14 protein-coding genes and 1 pseudogene are annotated in these 15,858 nt (G+C 68.5%); 3 read left to right on the top strand and 12 right to left on the bottom strand.

Going from position 1 to position 15,858, the window contains the following annotated elements:
• Positions 1-88 precede the first annotated feature (88 nt).
• Complete coding sequence (locus tag OG966_RS23865; protein WP_326651844.1) at positions 89-298, bottom strand: DUF397 domain-containing protein; 210 nt, start codon at positions 296-298, stop codon at positions 89-91.
• The gene (locus OG966_RS23860) at positions 295-1,167 is read right to left on the bottom strand and encodes a helix-turn-helix domain-containing protein (protein ID WP_326651843.1); all 873 of its coding nucleotides are present in this window, start codon (positions 1,165-1,167) and stop codon (positions 295-297) included. The genes OG966_RS23865 and OG966_RS23860 overlap by 4 nt, the downstream gene beginning before the upstream one ends.
• A gap of 155 nt (positions 1,168-1,322) precedes the next feature.
• Here OG966_RS23860 and OG966_RS23855 point away from each other — a divergent pair, with 155 nt between their 5' ends.
• The 3 genes and pseudogenes from OG966_RS23855 to OG966_RS23845 all read left to right on the top strand — a co-directional run bounded on the left by OG966_RS23855 (position 1,323) and on the right by OG966_RS23845 (position 2,521).
• A complete protein-coding gene (locus OG966_RS23855) occupies positions 1,323-1,793 on the top strand; it encodes an ATP-binding protein (RefSeq protein WP_326651842.1) in 471 nt (156 codons plus the stop codon).
• Positions 1,794-1,952: 159 nt separating this feature from the next.
• Positions 1,953-2,156 (top strand): annotated as a pseudogene (locus OG966_RS23850) (type II toxin-antitoxin system RelE/ParE family toxin); the annotation flags it as partial.
• Positions 2,153-2,521, top strand: coding sequence for a helix-turn-helix domain-containing protein (locus OG966_RS23845; RefSeq protein WP_326651841.1), 369 nt, complete (start codon positions 2,153-2,155; stop codon positions 2,519-2,521). The pseudogene OG966_RS23850 and the gene OG966_RS23845, both read left to right, overlap by 4 nt.
• A 146-nt stretch (positions 2,522-2,667) precedes the next feature.
• On the opposite strand, the gene nuoN is transcribed toward OG966_RS23845, so the two are convergent.
• The 10 genes from nuoN to nuoE form a co-directional block, all read right to left on the bottom strand.
• Positions 2,668-4,317, bottom strand: a complete 1,650-nt coding sequence (nuoN, locus tag OG966_RS23840; protein ID WP_326651840.1) for an NADH-quinone oxidoreductase subunit NuoN — start codon at positions 4,315-4,317, stop codon at positions 2,668-2,670.
• Entirely contained in the window at positions 4,314-5,885 is a 1,572-nt protein-coding gene (locus OG966_RS23835; RefSeq protein WP_326651839.1) for an NADH-quinone oxidoreductase subunit M, read from the bottom strand. Before OG966_RS23835 ends, nuoN begins: the two co-directional genes overlap by 4 nt.
• A 1-nt stretch (position 5,886) precedes the next feature.
• Complete coding sequence (gene nuoL, locus OG966_RS23830) at positions 5,887-7,782, bottom strand: NADH-quinone oxidoreductase subunit L (protein ID WP_326651837.1); 1,896 nt, start codon at positions 7,780-7,782, stop codon at positions 5,887-5,889.
• Positions 7,783-7,796: 14 nt separating this feature from the next.
• A complete protein-coding gene (gene nuoK, locus OG966_RS23825; protein ID WP_069927518.1) occupies positions 7,797-8,096 on the bottom strand; it encodes an NADH-quinone oxidoreductase subunit NuoK in 300 nt (99 codons plus the stop codon).
• Positions 8,093-8,938, bottom strand: a complete 846-nt coding sequence (locus OG966_RS23820) for an NADH-quinone oxidoreductase subunit J (RefSeq protein ID WP_326651835.1) — start codon at positions 8,936-8,938, stop codon at positions 8,093-8,095. Before OG966_RS23820 ends, nuoK begins: the two co-directional genes overlap by 4 nt.
• The gene (gene nuoI / locus OG966_RS23815) at positions 8,935-9,522 is read right to left on the bottom strand and encodes an NADH-quinone oxidoreductase subunit NuoI (RefSeq protein ID WP_326651834.1); all 588 of its coding nucleotides are present in this window, start codon (positions 9,520-9,522) and stop codon (positions 8,935-8,937) included. Before nuoI ends, OG966_RS23820 begins: the two co-directional genes overlap by 4 nt.
• A complete protein-coding gene (nuoH, locus tag OG966_RS23810; RefSeq protein ID WP_406731213.1) occupies positions 9,515-10,930 on the bottom strand; it encodes an NADH-quinone oxidoreductase subunit NuoH in 1,416 nt (471 codons plus the stop codon). The genes nuoI and nuoH overlap by 8 nt, the downstream gene beginning before the upstream one ends.
• A 112-nt stretch (positions 10,931-11,042) precedes the next feature.
• The gene (locus tag OG966_RS23805) at positions 11,043-13,544 is read right to left on the bottom strand and encodes an NADH-quinone oxidoreductase subunit G (protein WP_326651832.1); all 2,502 of its coding nucleotides are present in this window, start codon (positions 13,542-13,544) and stop codon (positions 11,043-11,045) included.
• Between the two features lie 97 nt (positions 13,545-13,641).
• Positions 13,642-14,991 (bottom strand): NADH-quinone oxidoreductase subunit NuoF, encoded by a 1,350-nt coding sequence (gene nuoF, locus OG966_RS23800; protein WP_326651830.1) that lies wholly within the window; start codon positions 14,989-14,991, stop codon positions 13,642-13,644.
• Positions 14,991-15,854 carry an NADH-quinone oxidoreductase subunit NuoE gene (gene nuoE, locus OG966_RS23795; protein ID WP_326655339.1) on the bottom strand — a complete coding sequence of 288 codons (864 nt, stop codon included), beginning with the start codon at positions 15,852-15,854 and terminating at the stop codon, positions 14,991-14,993. The genes nuoF and nuoE overlap by 1 nt, the downstream gene beginning before the upstream one ends.
• Positions 15,855-15,858 lie beyond the last annotated feature (4 nt).

Raw genomic sequence — 15,858 nt, 5'->3', positions numbered from 1 at the left:
GGTGGTGTGCGAGGGCTCCGCACGCCACCGAGACGACGGGGCATGTCGTGAACGACGCCGTGCGGGGGCCCTCAGGTCCCCCTGTGGGTCAGGGCTTGGACGTGTACGTCACGAAAGCCGCCCACTGGGCTGCGGTGAACGCGAGCCGGGGGCCCTGGGTGTTCTTGGAGTCGCGGACGTGGACCGTGCCGGGGGTGGTCGCGACCTCGACGCAATCGTTGCCGTTACTGCTGTCGCTGTAGCTGCTCTTGAACCAGTCCAGCCCGGTGCCGTCCACAGCGGAGGGCTTGTCGGTCATGTGTCTCCCAGCGCTTTCTCGATGAAGGCCAGTGACTCCCGTGGGGTGAGAGCCTGGGCCCGGATGATCCCATACCGCAACTCAAGGATCCGGAGCTCTTTCGGATCGGAGATCGGACGGCTGGTGAGCTGGCCTTCGTCGTGGCCCATCGCCGAACCGTCCTTGAACTTCAGCACCTGGATCCGACCGCCCATTCCGGCGTGGTCGTCACGGTCGGTCGGCATCACCTGGATCTCGACGTTCCGCAACTGGCCTACCTCCAACAGGCGTTCGAGCTGCTTGCGCAGGACCATTCTGCCTCCGATCGGGCGGCGGAGGGTCACCTCTTCTTGGACGAATGTGAGCGCGGGAGCTGGGGACCGGTCGAAGATCGGCCGTCGAGCCATACGCGCAGCCACCATTCGCTCCACCTCGTCCTTCGAGTACGCGGGCCGCCACGTCTCAATCAGTGCCCGCGCGTACTCCTCGGTCTGGAGTAGGCCGTGCAGGTTGTGGTTGCCGTACGCTCCGACCTCGACCGCCTGCGCCTCCAGCTTCGCCAGGTCCCGGACCTTCTTCGGGTATCGCGCCTCCGCGATGTCCTTCTTCATCGCGGCGATCTTTCCGCCCGCGCCCAGGACTTCGTCCGCCTTCTCCAGAAACTCGGGCCTCGGGATGCGCTTCCCGGCCTCCACCTTGTAGATCAAGTTCTCGCCGTACCCGATTGCCGCCCCGAACTCGGCCGGCCGTAGCCCCGCGGACTCCCGCCAGAGTCTGATCTGGTGACCCAGTGCCGCCACGACCGCGCTGGACTCATCGTCCGGGTCAACATCCCAGCCGGGTTCGTCCGCCCCGTCCGCGTACCCCGTACCGTCACCGCCCACGTCCATGCGCGCCCACCTCCCAGGTGCCTGTCCCCAACGCCGCCCACGGCCGGAATGTCACGGTGGACAGCCTGTACAGGCCTGGACAGCCCCCTGACAGTCACCATACGCATCGGCGTCATCACTGTTCAGGCTACTCACGCACGGCCACGCTGAGTTACGTGAACCCAGAAATCACCCAAGCCGGCACCACCGTCCGCCAGTTCAGCGTGCAGCTTTCCGCCACCCGCAGAGGCGCCCGTCTCGCCCGTCTGCTGGTGACCGAGCAACTCCGCTCCTGGGGAGTGCCGTTCGAGGCGACGGCCCACGTCGTCGCCGAACTCGCCACCAACGCCGCGCATCACGGCCGCGTACCGGGACGGGACTTCCGCCTCGCCCTCACCGCCGCCGAGGGCACTCTCCGTATCGAGGTGACCGACACCCGCGGTGACCGTCTCCCCGTCGCCCGGCAACCCGGTGACGACGAGTCCGGACGCGGCCTCATCCTCGTCGACGCCTTCGCCGACCGGTGGGGCGTCACCCCGGGCCCCGCGCCCTGCAAAACCGTGTGGGCCGAGTTTGATCTCGCGCCCCGACCTGGCCCCCACCGGATTGCGCGGGGCGGTTCCGACGCTGGTCGGACGGGTGCGTGACAGCATTCCAGCACTTCTCAGACGTCGTCCATGGCCGCCGACGCCATCCCACCCCTGGGGCCCGAACGCCAACATCGGCCAGGTGCGCTATATCGATTTCTGCATACTCTCGTCCGTGAGCAAACCTTGGCAGATTGAGGTCGAGCCGGAGGTCCGGCGCGCTTCACCATGGACGGCAACGCCGTGCGCATCACGTACTGGCTCGCCCCCGATCAGCGCATCGTGCTGCTGACCGTGTTCCGCAAGACCAGACAGCGCGAGGCCGCTGAGGTGGAGCGTGCCCAGAAGGCCCAGAAGGTGTGCCAGGCGGACCACGGCCCCGCCGAGCACAGCTACGACCGGATCAAGGAGGAGAGCCCATGAACCACTCCCAGTGGAAGACCCGCCGGACCAGGAAGCTCCTGGGCGAGACGGTCAAGGAATCCCCGGCCTACATCGAGGTCGGGTACGCGTTCGCACTCGGCGAGGCCGTCTACGACCGCAGAACCGAACTCGGGCTGTCACAGACTGAACTGGCTCGGCGGGCCGAGATGACGCAGCCGCAGATCTCCAACATCGAGGGCGGCGACTCCGTACCGACCCTGCCTCTGCTGACTCGCCTGGCCAAAGCCCTGGACGCGTCGCTGACGATCGACCTGGACGGCAACACCTCGGCGTTTGCCTTCATCGCGCACGACAGCCACCAGCCTGATGATGCATCGCCAGATGGGCGTTCCTCGGCGGCTTGACGCGACCGCGCCTGCCTGGCCGCCGAGCCGGGCCGCTGTCGCGGCTGCGCGAGACCCGGCGCGCTCGTCGCGGCATGAAGAAGCGCTCGCCGTGGCGTCGTTGAAACGAAGACACCACGGCGAGCGCCAGAGCAGGCCCCGGACCGCTACCGCACGAACACGCTCGCCTGGCTCGCCAGGTCCAGGAAGTACTGCGGCGCCACACCGAGCACCAGCGTCACCGCCACACCCACGCCGATCGTCGTCATCGTCAGCGGCGACGGCACGGCGACCGTGGGGCCGTCCGCCTTCGGCTCGCTGAAGAACATCAGCACGATGACCCGGATGTAGAAGAACGCGGCGATCGCGGACGAGATCACACCGATCACGACCAGTGCACCCGCGCCGCCCTCCGCCGCCGCCTTGAAGACCGCGAACTTTCCGGTGAAGCCGGAGGTCAGCGGAATGCCGGCGAAGGCGAGCAGGAACACCGCGAAGACCGCGGCGACCAGCGGTGAACGCCGCCCGAGCCCCGCCCACTTGGACAGATGTGTCGCCTCGCCGCCCGCGTCCCGCACCAGCGTGACCACCGCGAACGCGCCGATCGTCACAAAGGAGTACGCGCCCAGGTAGAAGAGGACGGACGAGATACCGTCGGGCGTCGTCGCGATGACACCGGCGAGGATGAATCCGGCGTGCGCGATCGAGGAGTACGCGAGCAGCCGCTTGATGTCGGTCTGCGTGATCGCGACGATCGCACCGCCCAGCATGGTGACGATCGCGATGGCCCACATGACCGGCCGCCAGTCCCAGCTCAGCCCCGGCAGCACGACGTACAGCAGCCGCAGCAGCGCGCCGAACGCGGCGACCTTGGTGGCCGCGGCCATGAAACCGGTGACCGGAGTCGGCGCGCCCTGGTAGACGTCCGGCGTCCACATGTGGAACGGCACGGCGCCGACCTTGAAGAGCAGCCCCGCCAGGATCATCGCGCCGCCGATCAGCAGCAGCGCGTCGTTCCCCATGGTGTCGGCGAGCGCCGGGTCGATGGTGCGGACGCTGCCGTCGACGACGTCCGCGATCTTCGCGTACGAGACGGAGCCGGCGTACCCGTACAGCAGCGCGATACCGAACAGCAGGAAGGCCGACGAGAAGGCGCCGAGCAGGAAGTACTTCACCGCGGCCTCCTGCGACATCAGCCGCTTGCGGCGGGCGACGGCGCACAGGAGGTAGAGCGGGAGCGAGAAGACTTCCAGTGCCACGAAGAGCGTCAGCAGATCGTTGGCGGCCGGGAAGACCAGCATGCCGGTGATCGCGAAGAGCGCCAGCGGGAAGACCTCGGTGGTGGTGAACCCGGCCTTGACCGCGGCCTTTTCGCTGTCGCTGCCGGGCACGGACGCGGCCTGCGCGGCGAACGAGTCGATGCGGTTGCCGTGTGCCTCCGGGTCGAGGCGGCGCTCCGCGAAGGTGAAGACGGCGACCAGCGACGCCAGCAGGATCGTGCCCTGCAGGAAGAGGGCCGGACCGTCGACCGCAATCGCGCCCATCGCCGCGATATGCGCCTTTGTGGTGCCGTATCCGCCGGCCGCGAGCCCGACGACCGCGGCGAAAGCGGCGATCAGGGCGAGGACGGTGAGGAACACCTGCACGTGGTAGCGGGCCTTGCGCGGGACGAAGGCCTCCACGAGCACACCCACGACGGCGGCGCCGACGACGATCAGCGCGGGTGCCAGTTGGGCGTACTCGACACTCGGGGCCGGGATCTTGTCGATCGGCTCGGCCGCCGTCGTCCACAGGCTGTGGACAACTGTAGTGCTCACTTGGCCGCCTCCACCTCGGGCTGGGGGTCCTTCTTCTGTACATCGGACATCGTGTGCTCCACCGCCGGGTTGACGATGTCCGTCAGCGGCTTCGGGAAGACGCCGAGGAAGAGCAGCAGTGCGATCAGCGGCGTGACCACCACCAGCTCACGGGCCCTGAGGTCCGGCATCTTCGACACCTCGGCCTTCACCGGGCCCGTCATCGTCCGCTGGTAGAGGACGAGGGTGTAGAGCGCGGCGAGCACGATGCCGATCGTGGCGACGATCCCGGCCACCGGGTAGCGCGAGAACGTGCCGACGAGAACCAGGAACTCACTCACGAACGGCGCGAGACCCGGTAGGGAGAGCGTCGCCAGACCGCCGATCAGGAAGGTGCCGGCGAGCACCGGGGCGACCTTCTGCACTCCGCCGTAGTCCGCGATGAGCCGCGAGCCGCGCCGGGAGATGAGGAAGCCGGCCACCAGCATCAGCGCGGCGGTCGAGATCCCGTGGTTGACCATGTAGAGCGTCGCGCCCGACTGGCCCTGGGTGGTCATCGCGAAGATGCCCAGGATGATGAAGCCGAAGTGCGAGATCGAGGCGTAGGCGACCAGCCGCTTGATATCGCGCTGGCCGACCGCGAGCAGCGCTCCGTAGACGATGCTGATCAGCGCGAGCACCAGGATCACCGGCGTGGCCCACTTGGACGCCTCCGGGAACAGCTGGAGGCAGAAGCGCAGCATCGCGAAGGTGCCGACCTTGTCGACGACCGCGGTGATCAGTACCGCGACCGGCGCGGTCGCCTCGCCCATGGCGTTGGGCAGCCAGGTGTGCAGCGGCCACAGCGGCGCCTTGATCGCGAAGGCGAAGAAGAAGCCGAGGAAGAGCAGCCGCTCCGTGTTGGTCGACATGTCCAGCGTGCCGTTCGCCCGCGCCGCGGCGATCTCGCTGAGCGAGAAGCTACCGGCGACGACATTGAGCCCGATGACCGCGGCCAGCATGATCAGGCCGCCGACCAGGTTGTAGAGCAGGAACTTCACGGCCGCGTACGACCGTTGGGTCGCCGCCGCCTCGTCGCCGCCCGCGTGCGCCCCGTCCCCGAAGCCGCCGATGAGGAAGTACATCGGGATGAGCATGGCTTCGAACAGGATGTAGAAGAGGAAGACGTCGGTGGCCTCGAAGGAGAGGATCACCATCGCCTCGACGGCGAGGATCATCGCGAAGAAGCCCTGGGTCGGGCGCCAGCGCGAACTCTTTGTCTCCAGGGGGTCGGCATCGTGCCATCCCGCCAGGATCACAAAGGGGATCAGCAGCGCGGTCAGCGCCAGGAGCGCCACCCCGATGCCGTCCACGCCCAGTTCGTACCGGACTCCGAAGTCCTTGATCCAGGTGTGGGATTCGGTGAGCTGATAGCGGGCGCCGCCGGGCTCGAAACGTACGAGCACGACCGCGGCCAGTACGAGCGTGGCGAGCGAGAAGAGCAGCGCCAGCCACTTGGCGGCGTTGCGCCTCGCGGCCGGCACGGCGGCGGTGGCGATGGCGCCGATCGCCGGGATCGCCGCCGTGGCCGTCAGGATCGGGAAGGACATCTCAGACCGCCCTCATCAGCAGGGTCGCGGCGATGACGATCGCAGTACCGCCGAACATCGAGATCGCATAGGAGCGGGCGTAGCCGTTCTGCAGCTTGCGCAGCCGGCCCGAAAGGCCGCCGAACGAAGCGGCCGTGCCATTGACCACGCCGTCGACCAGGGTGTGGTCGACGTAGACCAGGGAGCGGGTGAGGTGTTCGCCACCGCGGACCAGGACCACATGGTTGAAGTCGTCCTGGAGGAGATCGCGGCGGGCGGCCCGGGTGAGCAGCGAGCCGCGCGGCGCGAGCACCGGCACCGGCTTGCGTCCGTACATCCCCCAGGCGATGGCGACGCCGATGACCAGGCAGACCATGGTCGCTCCGGTGATCGTGGCCACGCTCAGCGGCGAGTCTCCGTGCGCGTGCCCGGTGACGGGCTCCAGCCACTTCAGGAACCTGTCGCCGATGCTGAAGAATCCGCCGGCGAAGACCGATCCGAAGGCCAGGACGATCATGGGGATGGTCATCGACTTCGGGGACTCGTGCGGATGCGGTTCATTGCCTTCCGCGTCGGGCTGCCAGCGCTTCTCACCGAAGAAGGTAAGCAGCATCACGCGGGTCATGTAGAACGCGGTGATGGCCGCGCCCAGCAGGGCCACGCCACCGAGGATCCAGCCCTCCGTGCCGCCCTTGGCGAAGGCCGCCTCGATGATCTTGTCCTTGGAGAAGAAGCCGGAGAGGCCCGGGAAGCCGATGATGGCCAGGTAGCCGAGACCGAAGGTGACATACGTGATCGGCATGTACTTCCGCAGGCCGCCGTACTTGCGCATGTCGACCTCGTCGTTCATGCCGTGCATGACCGATCCGGCGCCGAGGAAGAGCCCGGCCTTGAAGAAGCCGTGCGTCACCAGGTGCATGATCGCGAAGACGTAGCCGATCGGACCGAGGCCCGCCGCCAGGATCATGTAGCCGATCTGCGACATCGTCGAACCGGCCAGCGCCTTCTTGATGTCGTCCTTCGCGCAACCGACGATCGCACCGAAGAGGAGCGTCACCGCGCCGACGGCCACGACCGCCAACTGTGCGTCCGGCGCAGCGTTGAAGATCGCGCCGGACCGGGTGATGAGGTACACGCCGGCGGTCACCATGGTCGCCGCGTGGATCAGGGCCGAGACCGGAGTCGGGCCCTCCATCGCGTCGCCGAGCCAGGACTGCAGCGGCACCTGGGCGGACTTGCCGCATGCCGCGAGCAGCAGCAGCAGGCCGATGGCCGTCAGCTTGCCCTCGCTCGTCTCACCGGTCGACTGCAGCACGGGCCCGAAGGCGAAGGTCCCGAAGGTGGTGAACATCAGCATGATCGCGATCGACAGACCCATATCGCCGACGCGGTTGACGAGGAATGCCTTCTTCGCCGCGGTCGCCGCGCTGGGCTTGTGCTGCCAGAAGCCGATCAGCAGATACGAGGCGAGACCGACGCCTTCCCAGCCGACGTACAGCAGAAGGTAGTTGTCGGCGACGACGAGCAGCAGCATCGCCGCGAGGAAGAGGTTCAGATAGCCGAAGAAGCGGCGTCGCCGTTCGTCGTGCTCCATGTACCCGATGGAGTAGATGTGGATCAGCGAACCCACACCGGTGATCAGCAGGACGAATGTCATCGACAGCTGGTCGAGCTGGAAGGCGACGTCCGCCTGGAAGTCCCCCACCGAGATCCAGCTGAACAGCGTGCTGTGCAGGGTGCGTTCCTCCGCGCCCTTGCCCAGCATGTTGACGAAGAGCACCGCGCCGATCACGAACGAAACGGCCGCGAACAGCGTGCCGATCCAGTGGCCGCTGCGGTCGAGCCGCCGCCCGCCGCACAGCAGGACCGCCGCTCCGAGCAAGGGCGCCGCGACGAGCAGCGCAATCAGGTTCTCCACGATTCAGCGACCCCTTACAGCTTCATCAGGCTGGCGTCGTCGACCGAGGCCGAGTGGCGGGAACGGAACAGCGACACGATGATCGCGAGCCCGACCACGACCTCCGCGGCGGCGACGACCATCGTGAAGAAGGCGATGATCTGGCCGTCGAGATTGCCGTGCATCCGGGAGAAGGCGACGAACGCGAGGTTGCAGGCGTTGAGCATCAGCTCGACGCACATGAAGACGACAATCGCGTTCCGCCGGATCAGCACCCCGGCGGCGCCGATGGTGAACAACAGCGCCGCGAGATACAGATAGTTGACGGGATTCACTTCGCGACCTCCCCTTTGCGCGATGGCTGCGATTCCTGCGACTCCCGGTCACGCCCGAGCCGCTCCTCGGAGCGCTGCTCCAGCGCCTTGAGGTCGTTCAGCGCGTCGCTCGACACATCGCGGATCTGGCCGCGCTCCCGCAGTGTCTTGCTGACGGTGAGCGCCGACGTGGTGCCGTCCGGCAGCAGACCGGGGATGTCCACGGCGTTGTGCCGGGCGTAGACACCGGGCGCGGGCAGCGGCGGCAGTTGCTTCCCGTGTACGCGCTCCTCGGACATCTCGCGCTGCGTCTTGGCGCGCTCGGTGCGCTCCCGGTGCGTGAGCACCATCGCTCCGACGGCCGCCGTGATCAGCAGCGCGCCGGTGATCTCGAAGGCGAAGACGTACTTGGTGAAGATGAGCCGGGCCAGTCCCTCGACATTGCCGCCGTGTGCGCTGTTGGCCGCGCCGAGACCGTTGAAGGTCTTCAGCGAGGCATTGGCGATTCCGGCGATCAGCAGTACGCCGAAGCCGAGCCCGCAGGCGGCGGCCCACCAGCGCTGGCCCTTCAGCGTCTCCTTGAGCGAGTCGGCCGCGGTGACACCGACCAGCATGACGACGAAGAGGAAGAGCATCATGATCGCGCCGGTGTAGACGATGATCTGGACGACACCGAGGAAGTACGCGCCGTTGGCGAGGTAGAAGACCGCCAGAATGATCATGGTTCCGGCGAGACTCAGCGCGCTGTGCACGGCCCGCTTCATCAGGATCGTGCCGAACGCCCCGATAACGGCGATGGTGCCGAGGACCCAGAACTGAAAGGCCTCACCCGTCGATGTGGTGGAGGCGGCAAGCGTGTTCATACGTCCACCTCCTCGTGCTTCTCCTCCTTGGAGGCTGCGACCTGCTGGACCGTGCCGGGGGCGGCCTCCGTGACCAGGCCCCGGTAGTAGTCCTGCTCGTCCGTGCCCGGGAAGATCGAGTGCGGGGAGTCGACCATGCCCTCCTCGAGTCCGGCGAGCAGCTGCTCCTTCGTGTAGATGAGGTTCTCGCGGCTGCTGTCGGCCAGTTCGAACTCGTTCGTCATCGTCAGCGCCCGGGTCGGGCAGGCCTCGATGCACAGTCCGCACAGGATGCAGCGGGCGTAGTTGATCTGGTAGACGCGGCCGTAGCGCTCACCCGGGGAGTAGCGCTCCTCGTCGGTGTTGTCCGCGCCCTCCACATAGATCGCGTCCGCCGGGCAGGCCCAGGCGCACAGCTCGCATCCGATGCACTTCTCGAGCCCGTCGGGATGGCGGTTGAGCTGGTGCCTGCCGTGGAAGCGCGGCGCCGTGACCTTCTGCTCCTCCGGGTACTGCTCGGTCAGCCGCTTCTTGAACATGGCCTTGAAGGTCACGCCGAAGCCGGCAACCGGATTCTGGAACTTGTCCTCGGATTCCTCAGACACCGTCAGCCTCCTTTCCGTCACTCGCCCCGGGGGTTCGGGGGTCCCCGGAAATGTCGCTGCCGGTGCCACCACTGACAATCAACTCGCGCTCATGGCGCGGGCGTCGGCGGGGCACGGGCGGCAGGGTCTGTCCCGGCAGTGGCGGTACGGGGAAACCGCCCGCCATCGGGTCGAAGGCCGGCGGCTCGCCCTTGGCGGCCTCCGCCTCCTTCTCCTTCTTGCCGCGGAACATGTCTGCGACGAAGGAGAGCAGCAGCACCGCGATCACCGCGCCGCCGACGTACAGCACGATCTGCTGGAAGTCGTAGTTCTCGTTCCGCAGCGCCCGTACGGTCGCCACCAGCATCAGCCAGACCACCGATACCGGGATCAGGACCTTCCAGCCGAGCTTCATCAGCTGGTCGTAGCGGACCCGGGGCAGCGTGCCGCGCAGCCAGATGAAGAAGAACAGCAGCAGCTGGACCTTGATGACGAACCAGAGCATCGGCCACCAGCCGTGGTTCGCGCCCTCCCAGAAGGTGGAGACCGGGTACGGAGCCCGCCAGCCGCCCAGGAAGAGGGTGGCCGAGACCGCCGAGACGGTGACCATGTTGACGTACTCGGCCAGCATGAACATCGCGAACTTGATCGAGCTGTACTCGGTGTTGAAGCCGCCGACGAGGTCGCCCTCGGACTCCGGCATGTCGAAGGGGGCGCGGTTGGTCTCGGCCACCATCGTGACGATGTAGATGATGAAGGAGACCGGCAGCAGGATGATGTACCAGCGGTCCGCCTGCGCCTCGACGATCTTCGAGGTCGACATCGACCCGGAGTAGAGGAAGACGGAGGCGAAGGCCGCGCCCATGGCGATCTCGTACGAGATCATCTGCGCGCAGGAACGGAGTCCGCCGAGCAGCGGATACGTCGAGCCCGACGACCAGCCGGCGAGGACGATGCCGTAGATGCCGACCGAGGCGACCGCGAGGATGTAGAGCATCGCGATCGGCAGGTCGGTGAGTTGCATCGTGGTGCGGTGGCCGAAGATCGAGATCTCGTTGCCCGCCGGGCCGAAGGGGATCACGGCGATCGCCATGAAGGCCGGGATCGCGGCGACGATCGGCGCGAGGACATAGACGACCTTGTCCGCGCGCTTGACGATGACGTCTTCCTTCAGCATCAGCTTGATGCCGTCGGCGAGGGACTGGAGCATGCCCCAGGGCCCGTGCCGGTTGGGGCCGATGCGCAGCTGCATCCAGGCGACGACCTTGCGCTCCCACACGATGGAGAAGAGCACGGTGATCATCAGGAAGGCGAAGCAGAACACTGCCTTGATGACGACGAGCCACCAGGGATCGCGCCCGAACATCGACAGGTCCTCGGCCGCGAGGACGCTCCGCTGGGCTTCCGCGATATGGGCGAGGGCAGTCACGCTCGCACCTCCGTTGCGGGGACGGCCAGGGCTGCGCCCGGCCTGACGACGTGGGTACGGGGCCGGGCGACCGCGTTGCGCGGCCCGCGGCCCGCGACCGCGGTGAGGGCGGTCATGACTGGACCTCCGCTGCGTCGGTAGCGGCGGCCGCCGGGCCGATGCGGACGAGCTGTCCGGGGACAGCGCCGGTGTCCGAAATGACGCCGCCGCCCACCGAGTTCAGTGGCAGCCACACCACCCGGTCGGGCATCTCGCTCACCTGGAGCGGGAGCCGGACCGAGCCGGCCGGGCCGCTGACGGCCAGGACGTCGCCGTCCTTGACACCCGTCTCGGCCGCGGTCGTCGCGGAAAGCCGGGCGACCGCCGCATGGCGAGTACCCGCCAGCGCCTCGTCGCCCTGCTGCAGCAGACCCTGGTCGAGCAGCAGCCGGTGTCCCGCGAGGACCGCCTCGCCCTCGCCGGGCCGGGGCAGGGACTGCGCGGGCTCCGACGGTTCGGTGGCCCGGGGGCCCTCCCAGCCGCCGAGCCGGTCCAGCTCCCTGCGTACGGACTTGAGGTCCGGCAGGCCGAAGCTGACGTCGAGCGCGTCCGCGAGCATGTGCAGCACCCTCGCGTCGCTCGGCGCCAGTCGGCGCGTCATCTGCTCCGGCTTGAGCGAGGCCTCGAACAGCCTCGCCCGGCCTTCCCAGTTGAGGAACGTGCCCGGCTTCTCGGCGACGGCCGCGACCGGGAAGACCACGTCCGCGCGCTCGGTGACCTCGCTCGGCCTCAGCTCCAGAGAGACCAGGAACCCGACCGCGTCGAGTGCTTCCCGCGCGCGCGCCGGGTCGGGCAGGTCCGCGATCTCGACGCCCGCCACCAGCAGCGCGCCCAGTTCACCGGTGGCCGCGGCCTCGACGATCTGGCCGGTGTCGCGGCCGTAGCGGTGCGGGAGTTCGCGTACGCGCCAGGCCGCCGCGGTTTCCTCACGGGCCCGCGGGTCGGTGGCCGGGCGGCCGCCGGGCAGCAGCGAGGGGATCGCGCCCGCCTCGATGGCGCCGCGCTCACCCGCCCTGCGCGGGATCCACACCAGCTGGGCACCGGTCGCGGTGGCGGCCCGTACGGCGGCGGTGAGTCCGCCGGGCACCGCCGCGAGCCGCTCGCCGACCACGATCACCGCGCCTTCGGAGCGCAGCGCCTCGGCCGCCTCGGCCCCATCGCCCTCCAGACCGGTGCCGGCCGCCAGCGCGTCCAGCCACTCGGTCTCGGTGCCGGGGGCGGCGGCCAGCAGCGTGCCGCCCGCCTTCTCCAGACCCCGGGTGGCGTGTGTGGCCAGCGCGAAGGTGCGCTGGCCGTGCCCGCGATGCGCCTTGCGCAGTCGCAGGAAGACTCCGGGCGCCTCTTCCTCGGACTCGAACCCGGCCAGCAGTACGGCCGGGGCCTTCTCCAGGGAGGTGTAGGTGATGCCGCTGCCGTCCAGATCGCGGCCCCGCCCGGCAACGCGGGCGGCCAGGAAGTCGGCCTCCTCGCTGCTGTGCACGCGCGCCCGGAAGTCGACGTCGTTGGTGTCGAGGGCGACCCGCGCGAACTTGGCGTACGCATAGGCGTCCTCGACGGTGAGCCTGCCGCCCACGAGGACACCGGCCCGGCCACGGGCCGCGCTCAGCCCGCGGGCCGCCGCCTCCAGCGCCTCGGGCCAGCTCGCCGGCTCAAGGACGCCTTCGTCATTGCGTACGAGGGGGTTCGTGAGCCGGTCCGGCTTCTGCGCGTAACGGAAGCCGAAGCGCCCCTTGTCACAGAGCCATTCCTCGTTGACCTCGGGGTCCTCCGCCGCGAGGCGCCGCATGACCTTGCCGCGCCGGTGGTCGGTGCGGGTCGCGCAGCCGCCGGCGCAGTGCTCGCACACGCTCGGCGAGGAGACCAGGTCGAAGGGGCGGGAGCGGAACCGGTACGCCGCCGAGGTCAGCGCGCCCACCGGGCAGATCTGAATGGTGTTGCCGGAGAAGTACGACTCGAAGGGGTCGCCCTCACCCGTGCCGACCTGCTGGAGCGCGCCCCGCTCGAGCATTTCGATCATCGGGTCGCCCGCGATCTGGTTGGAGAAGCGGGTGCAGCGGGCGCAGAGCACGCACCGCTCACGGTCGAGCAGCACCTGTGTGGAGATCGGCACGGGCTTCTCGTACGTGCGCTTGCGGCCTTCGAAGCGGGTGTCCGGGTCGCCGACCTGCATGGCCTGGTTCTGCAGGGGGCATTCGCCGCCCTTGTCGCAGACCGGGCAGTCCAGCGGGTGGTTGATCAGCAGCAGCTCCATCACACCGCGCTGGGCCTTCTCGGCGACCGGCGAGGTGAGCTGCGACTTGACGACCATGCCGTCGGTGCAGGTGATGGTGCAGGACGCCATCGGCTTGCGCTGGCCCTCGACCTCGACGATGCACTGGCGGCAGGCGCCGGCCGGGTCGAGGAGAGGGTGGTCGCAGAACCGCGGGATCTCGATGCCGAGCAGCTCGGCGGCCCGGATGACCAGCGTCCCCTTGGGGACGGAGATCTCGATGCCGTCGATCGTCAGCGAGACGAGATCTTCCGGCGGAACGGCCGCGCTGCCGCCTCCGGCGGGGTTGGACGTCGTGACGGTCATGCCCGTACCTCCGCACGAGGTGAGTCGGACTGCGGTGCTCGGCCCGCAGGGCGGTCTGCGGCGAAGCCGCGGCCGGGGCTCGGCGCATACGCCTCGGTCATGCGGTCACCTCCAGGTGCTTGTCGGCCCAGACGGTCGACTTGGCAGGGTCGAAGGGGCAGCCCTTGCCGGTGATGTGCTGCTCGTACTCCTCGCGGAAGTACTTGAGCGAGGAGAAGATCGGGGACGCGGCACCGTCGCCCAGCGCGCAGAAGGACTTGCCGTTGATGTTGTCGGCGATGTCGCCCAGCTTGTCGAGATCGGACATGACGCCCTTGCCGGCCTCGATGTCGCGCAGCAACTGCACCAGCCAGTACGTGCCTTCGCGGCAGGGCGTGCACTTGCCGCAGGACTCGTGGGCGTAGAACTCGGTCCACCGCGTCACGGCCCGCACGACACATGTGGTCTCGTCGAAGCACTGCAGCGCCTTGGTGCCGAGCATCGAACCGGCCGCGCCGACACCCTCGTAGTCCAGCGGGACATCGAGGTGCTCGTCGGTGAACATCGGGGTCGAGGAACCGCCCGGCGTCCAGAACTTGAGGCGGTGCCCGGCTCTGATCCCGCCGCTCATGTCGAGCAGCTGGCGCAGCGTGATGCCGAGCGGGGCCTCGTACTGGCCCGGGTTGGTGACGTGGCCGCTGAGCGAGTAGAGCGTGAAGCCCGGGGACTTCTCGCTGCCCATCGACTTGAACCAGTCCTTGCCGCGCTGGAGGATCGCGGGAACGGACGCGATGGACTCGACGTTGTTCACCACAGTGGGGCACGCGTAGAGACCGGCGACCGCGGGGAAGGGGGGTCGCAGCCGGGGCTGGCCGCGACGGCCCTCCAGGGAGTCCAGCAGCGCGGTCTCCTCCCCGCAGATGTACGCGCCCGCGCCCGCGTGCACGGTCAGTTCGAGGTCGAGTCCGCTGCCGAGGATGTTCTTGCCGAGGTAGCCCGCCTCGTTGGCCTCGCGTACGGCTTCGTGCAGCCGCCGCAGTACGGGGACGACTTCACCGCGCAGATAGATGAAAGCGTGATTCGACCGGATCGCATAGCAGGCGATCACGATCCCCTCGATGAGGGAATGCGGGTTGGCGAAGAGGAGCGGGATGTCCTTGCAGGTCCCGGGCTCCGATTCGTCGGCGTTGACAACCAGATAGTGCGGCTTTCCGTCACCCTGCGGAATGAACTGCCACTTCATTCCGGTGGGGAAGCCGGCGCCGCCGCGACCGCGCAGTCCGGAGTCCTTGACGTACGCGATGAGGTCGTCCGGCGACATGGCCAGCGCCTTGCGCAGTCCCTCGTACCCCTCGTGCCGCCGGTAGGTGTCCAGCGTCCAGGGCTCGGCCTCGTCCCAGAAGGCGGAGAGGACGGGCGCGAGGAGCTTCTCGGGGCTCGTCTCGTTGATCTCGGGTGCCAAGGTCATCACTCCCCCTCCTCGGCTGCGGGTCCGGCCGGGTGCGCGGGGTCGGAGTCCGAGGTCTGCTGCGTGGTATTCGGTGTCCCGGAGGGACTCGTTGAGGGGCGGTGGCCGGGCGACGGGCGGGAATGCGAGCTGAGGTGCGCGGAACCGGGCTGCGGGGCCTCGTGGGCGACCTCACCGCGCGGGGCGACCACCCGGGGGGCGGGCTGCTCTCCCTTGGCGAGGCGCAGACCGATCAGCGAGGCGGGTCCCGCACCGCCGGTCGCCTCGACGGCGCCGGGGCGCTCGTCGGGGAAGCCCGCGAGGATCCGCGCGGTCTCCTTGTACGTACAGAGGGGAGCGCCGCGGGTGGGTTCGACCTGCCGTCCCGCGCGCAGATCGTCGACGAGCCGTTTGGCGGTCTCCGGCGTCTGGTTGTCGAAGAACTCCCAGTTGACCATCACCACGGGGGCGAAGTCGCAGGCCGCGTTGCACTCGATGTGCTCGAGGGTGACCTTGCCGTCCTCGGTCGTCTCGTTGTTGCCGACGCCGAGGTGTTCCTTGAGCTCCTCAAAAATGGCGTCGCCGCCCATCACCGCGCAGAGCGTGTTGGTGCAGACCCCGACCTGGTAGTCGCCGGAGGGCTTGCGCCGGTACATCGAGTAGAAGGTGGACACCGCGGTGACCTCGGCAGTGGTCAGCTCCAGCATCTCGGCGCAGAACCGGACGCCGGTGCGGGTGACGTACCCCTCCTCCGCCTGCACCAGGTGCAGCAGCGGCAGCAGGGCGGACCGGCTGTCGGGGTAACGGGCGATGATCTCCTTCGCATCCGCTTCGAGCCTGGCACGCACATCGGCCGGGTAGTCGGGGGCGGGGAGCTGTGGCATCCCC

This window comes from Streptomyces sp. NBC_01750, from assembly GCF_035918095.1.
Classification (GTDB): Bacteria; Actinomycetota; Actinomycetes; order Streptomycetales; family Streptomycetaceae; genus Streptomyces.
The sequence above is the reverse complement of the archived record's forward strand: the minus strand, read 5'-3'. Positions and strand labels throughout refer to the sequence as shown.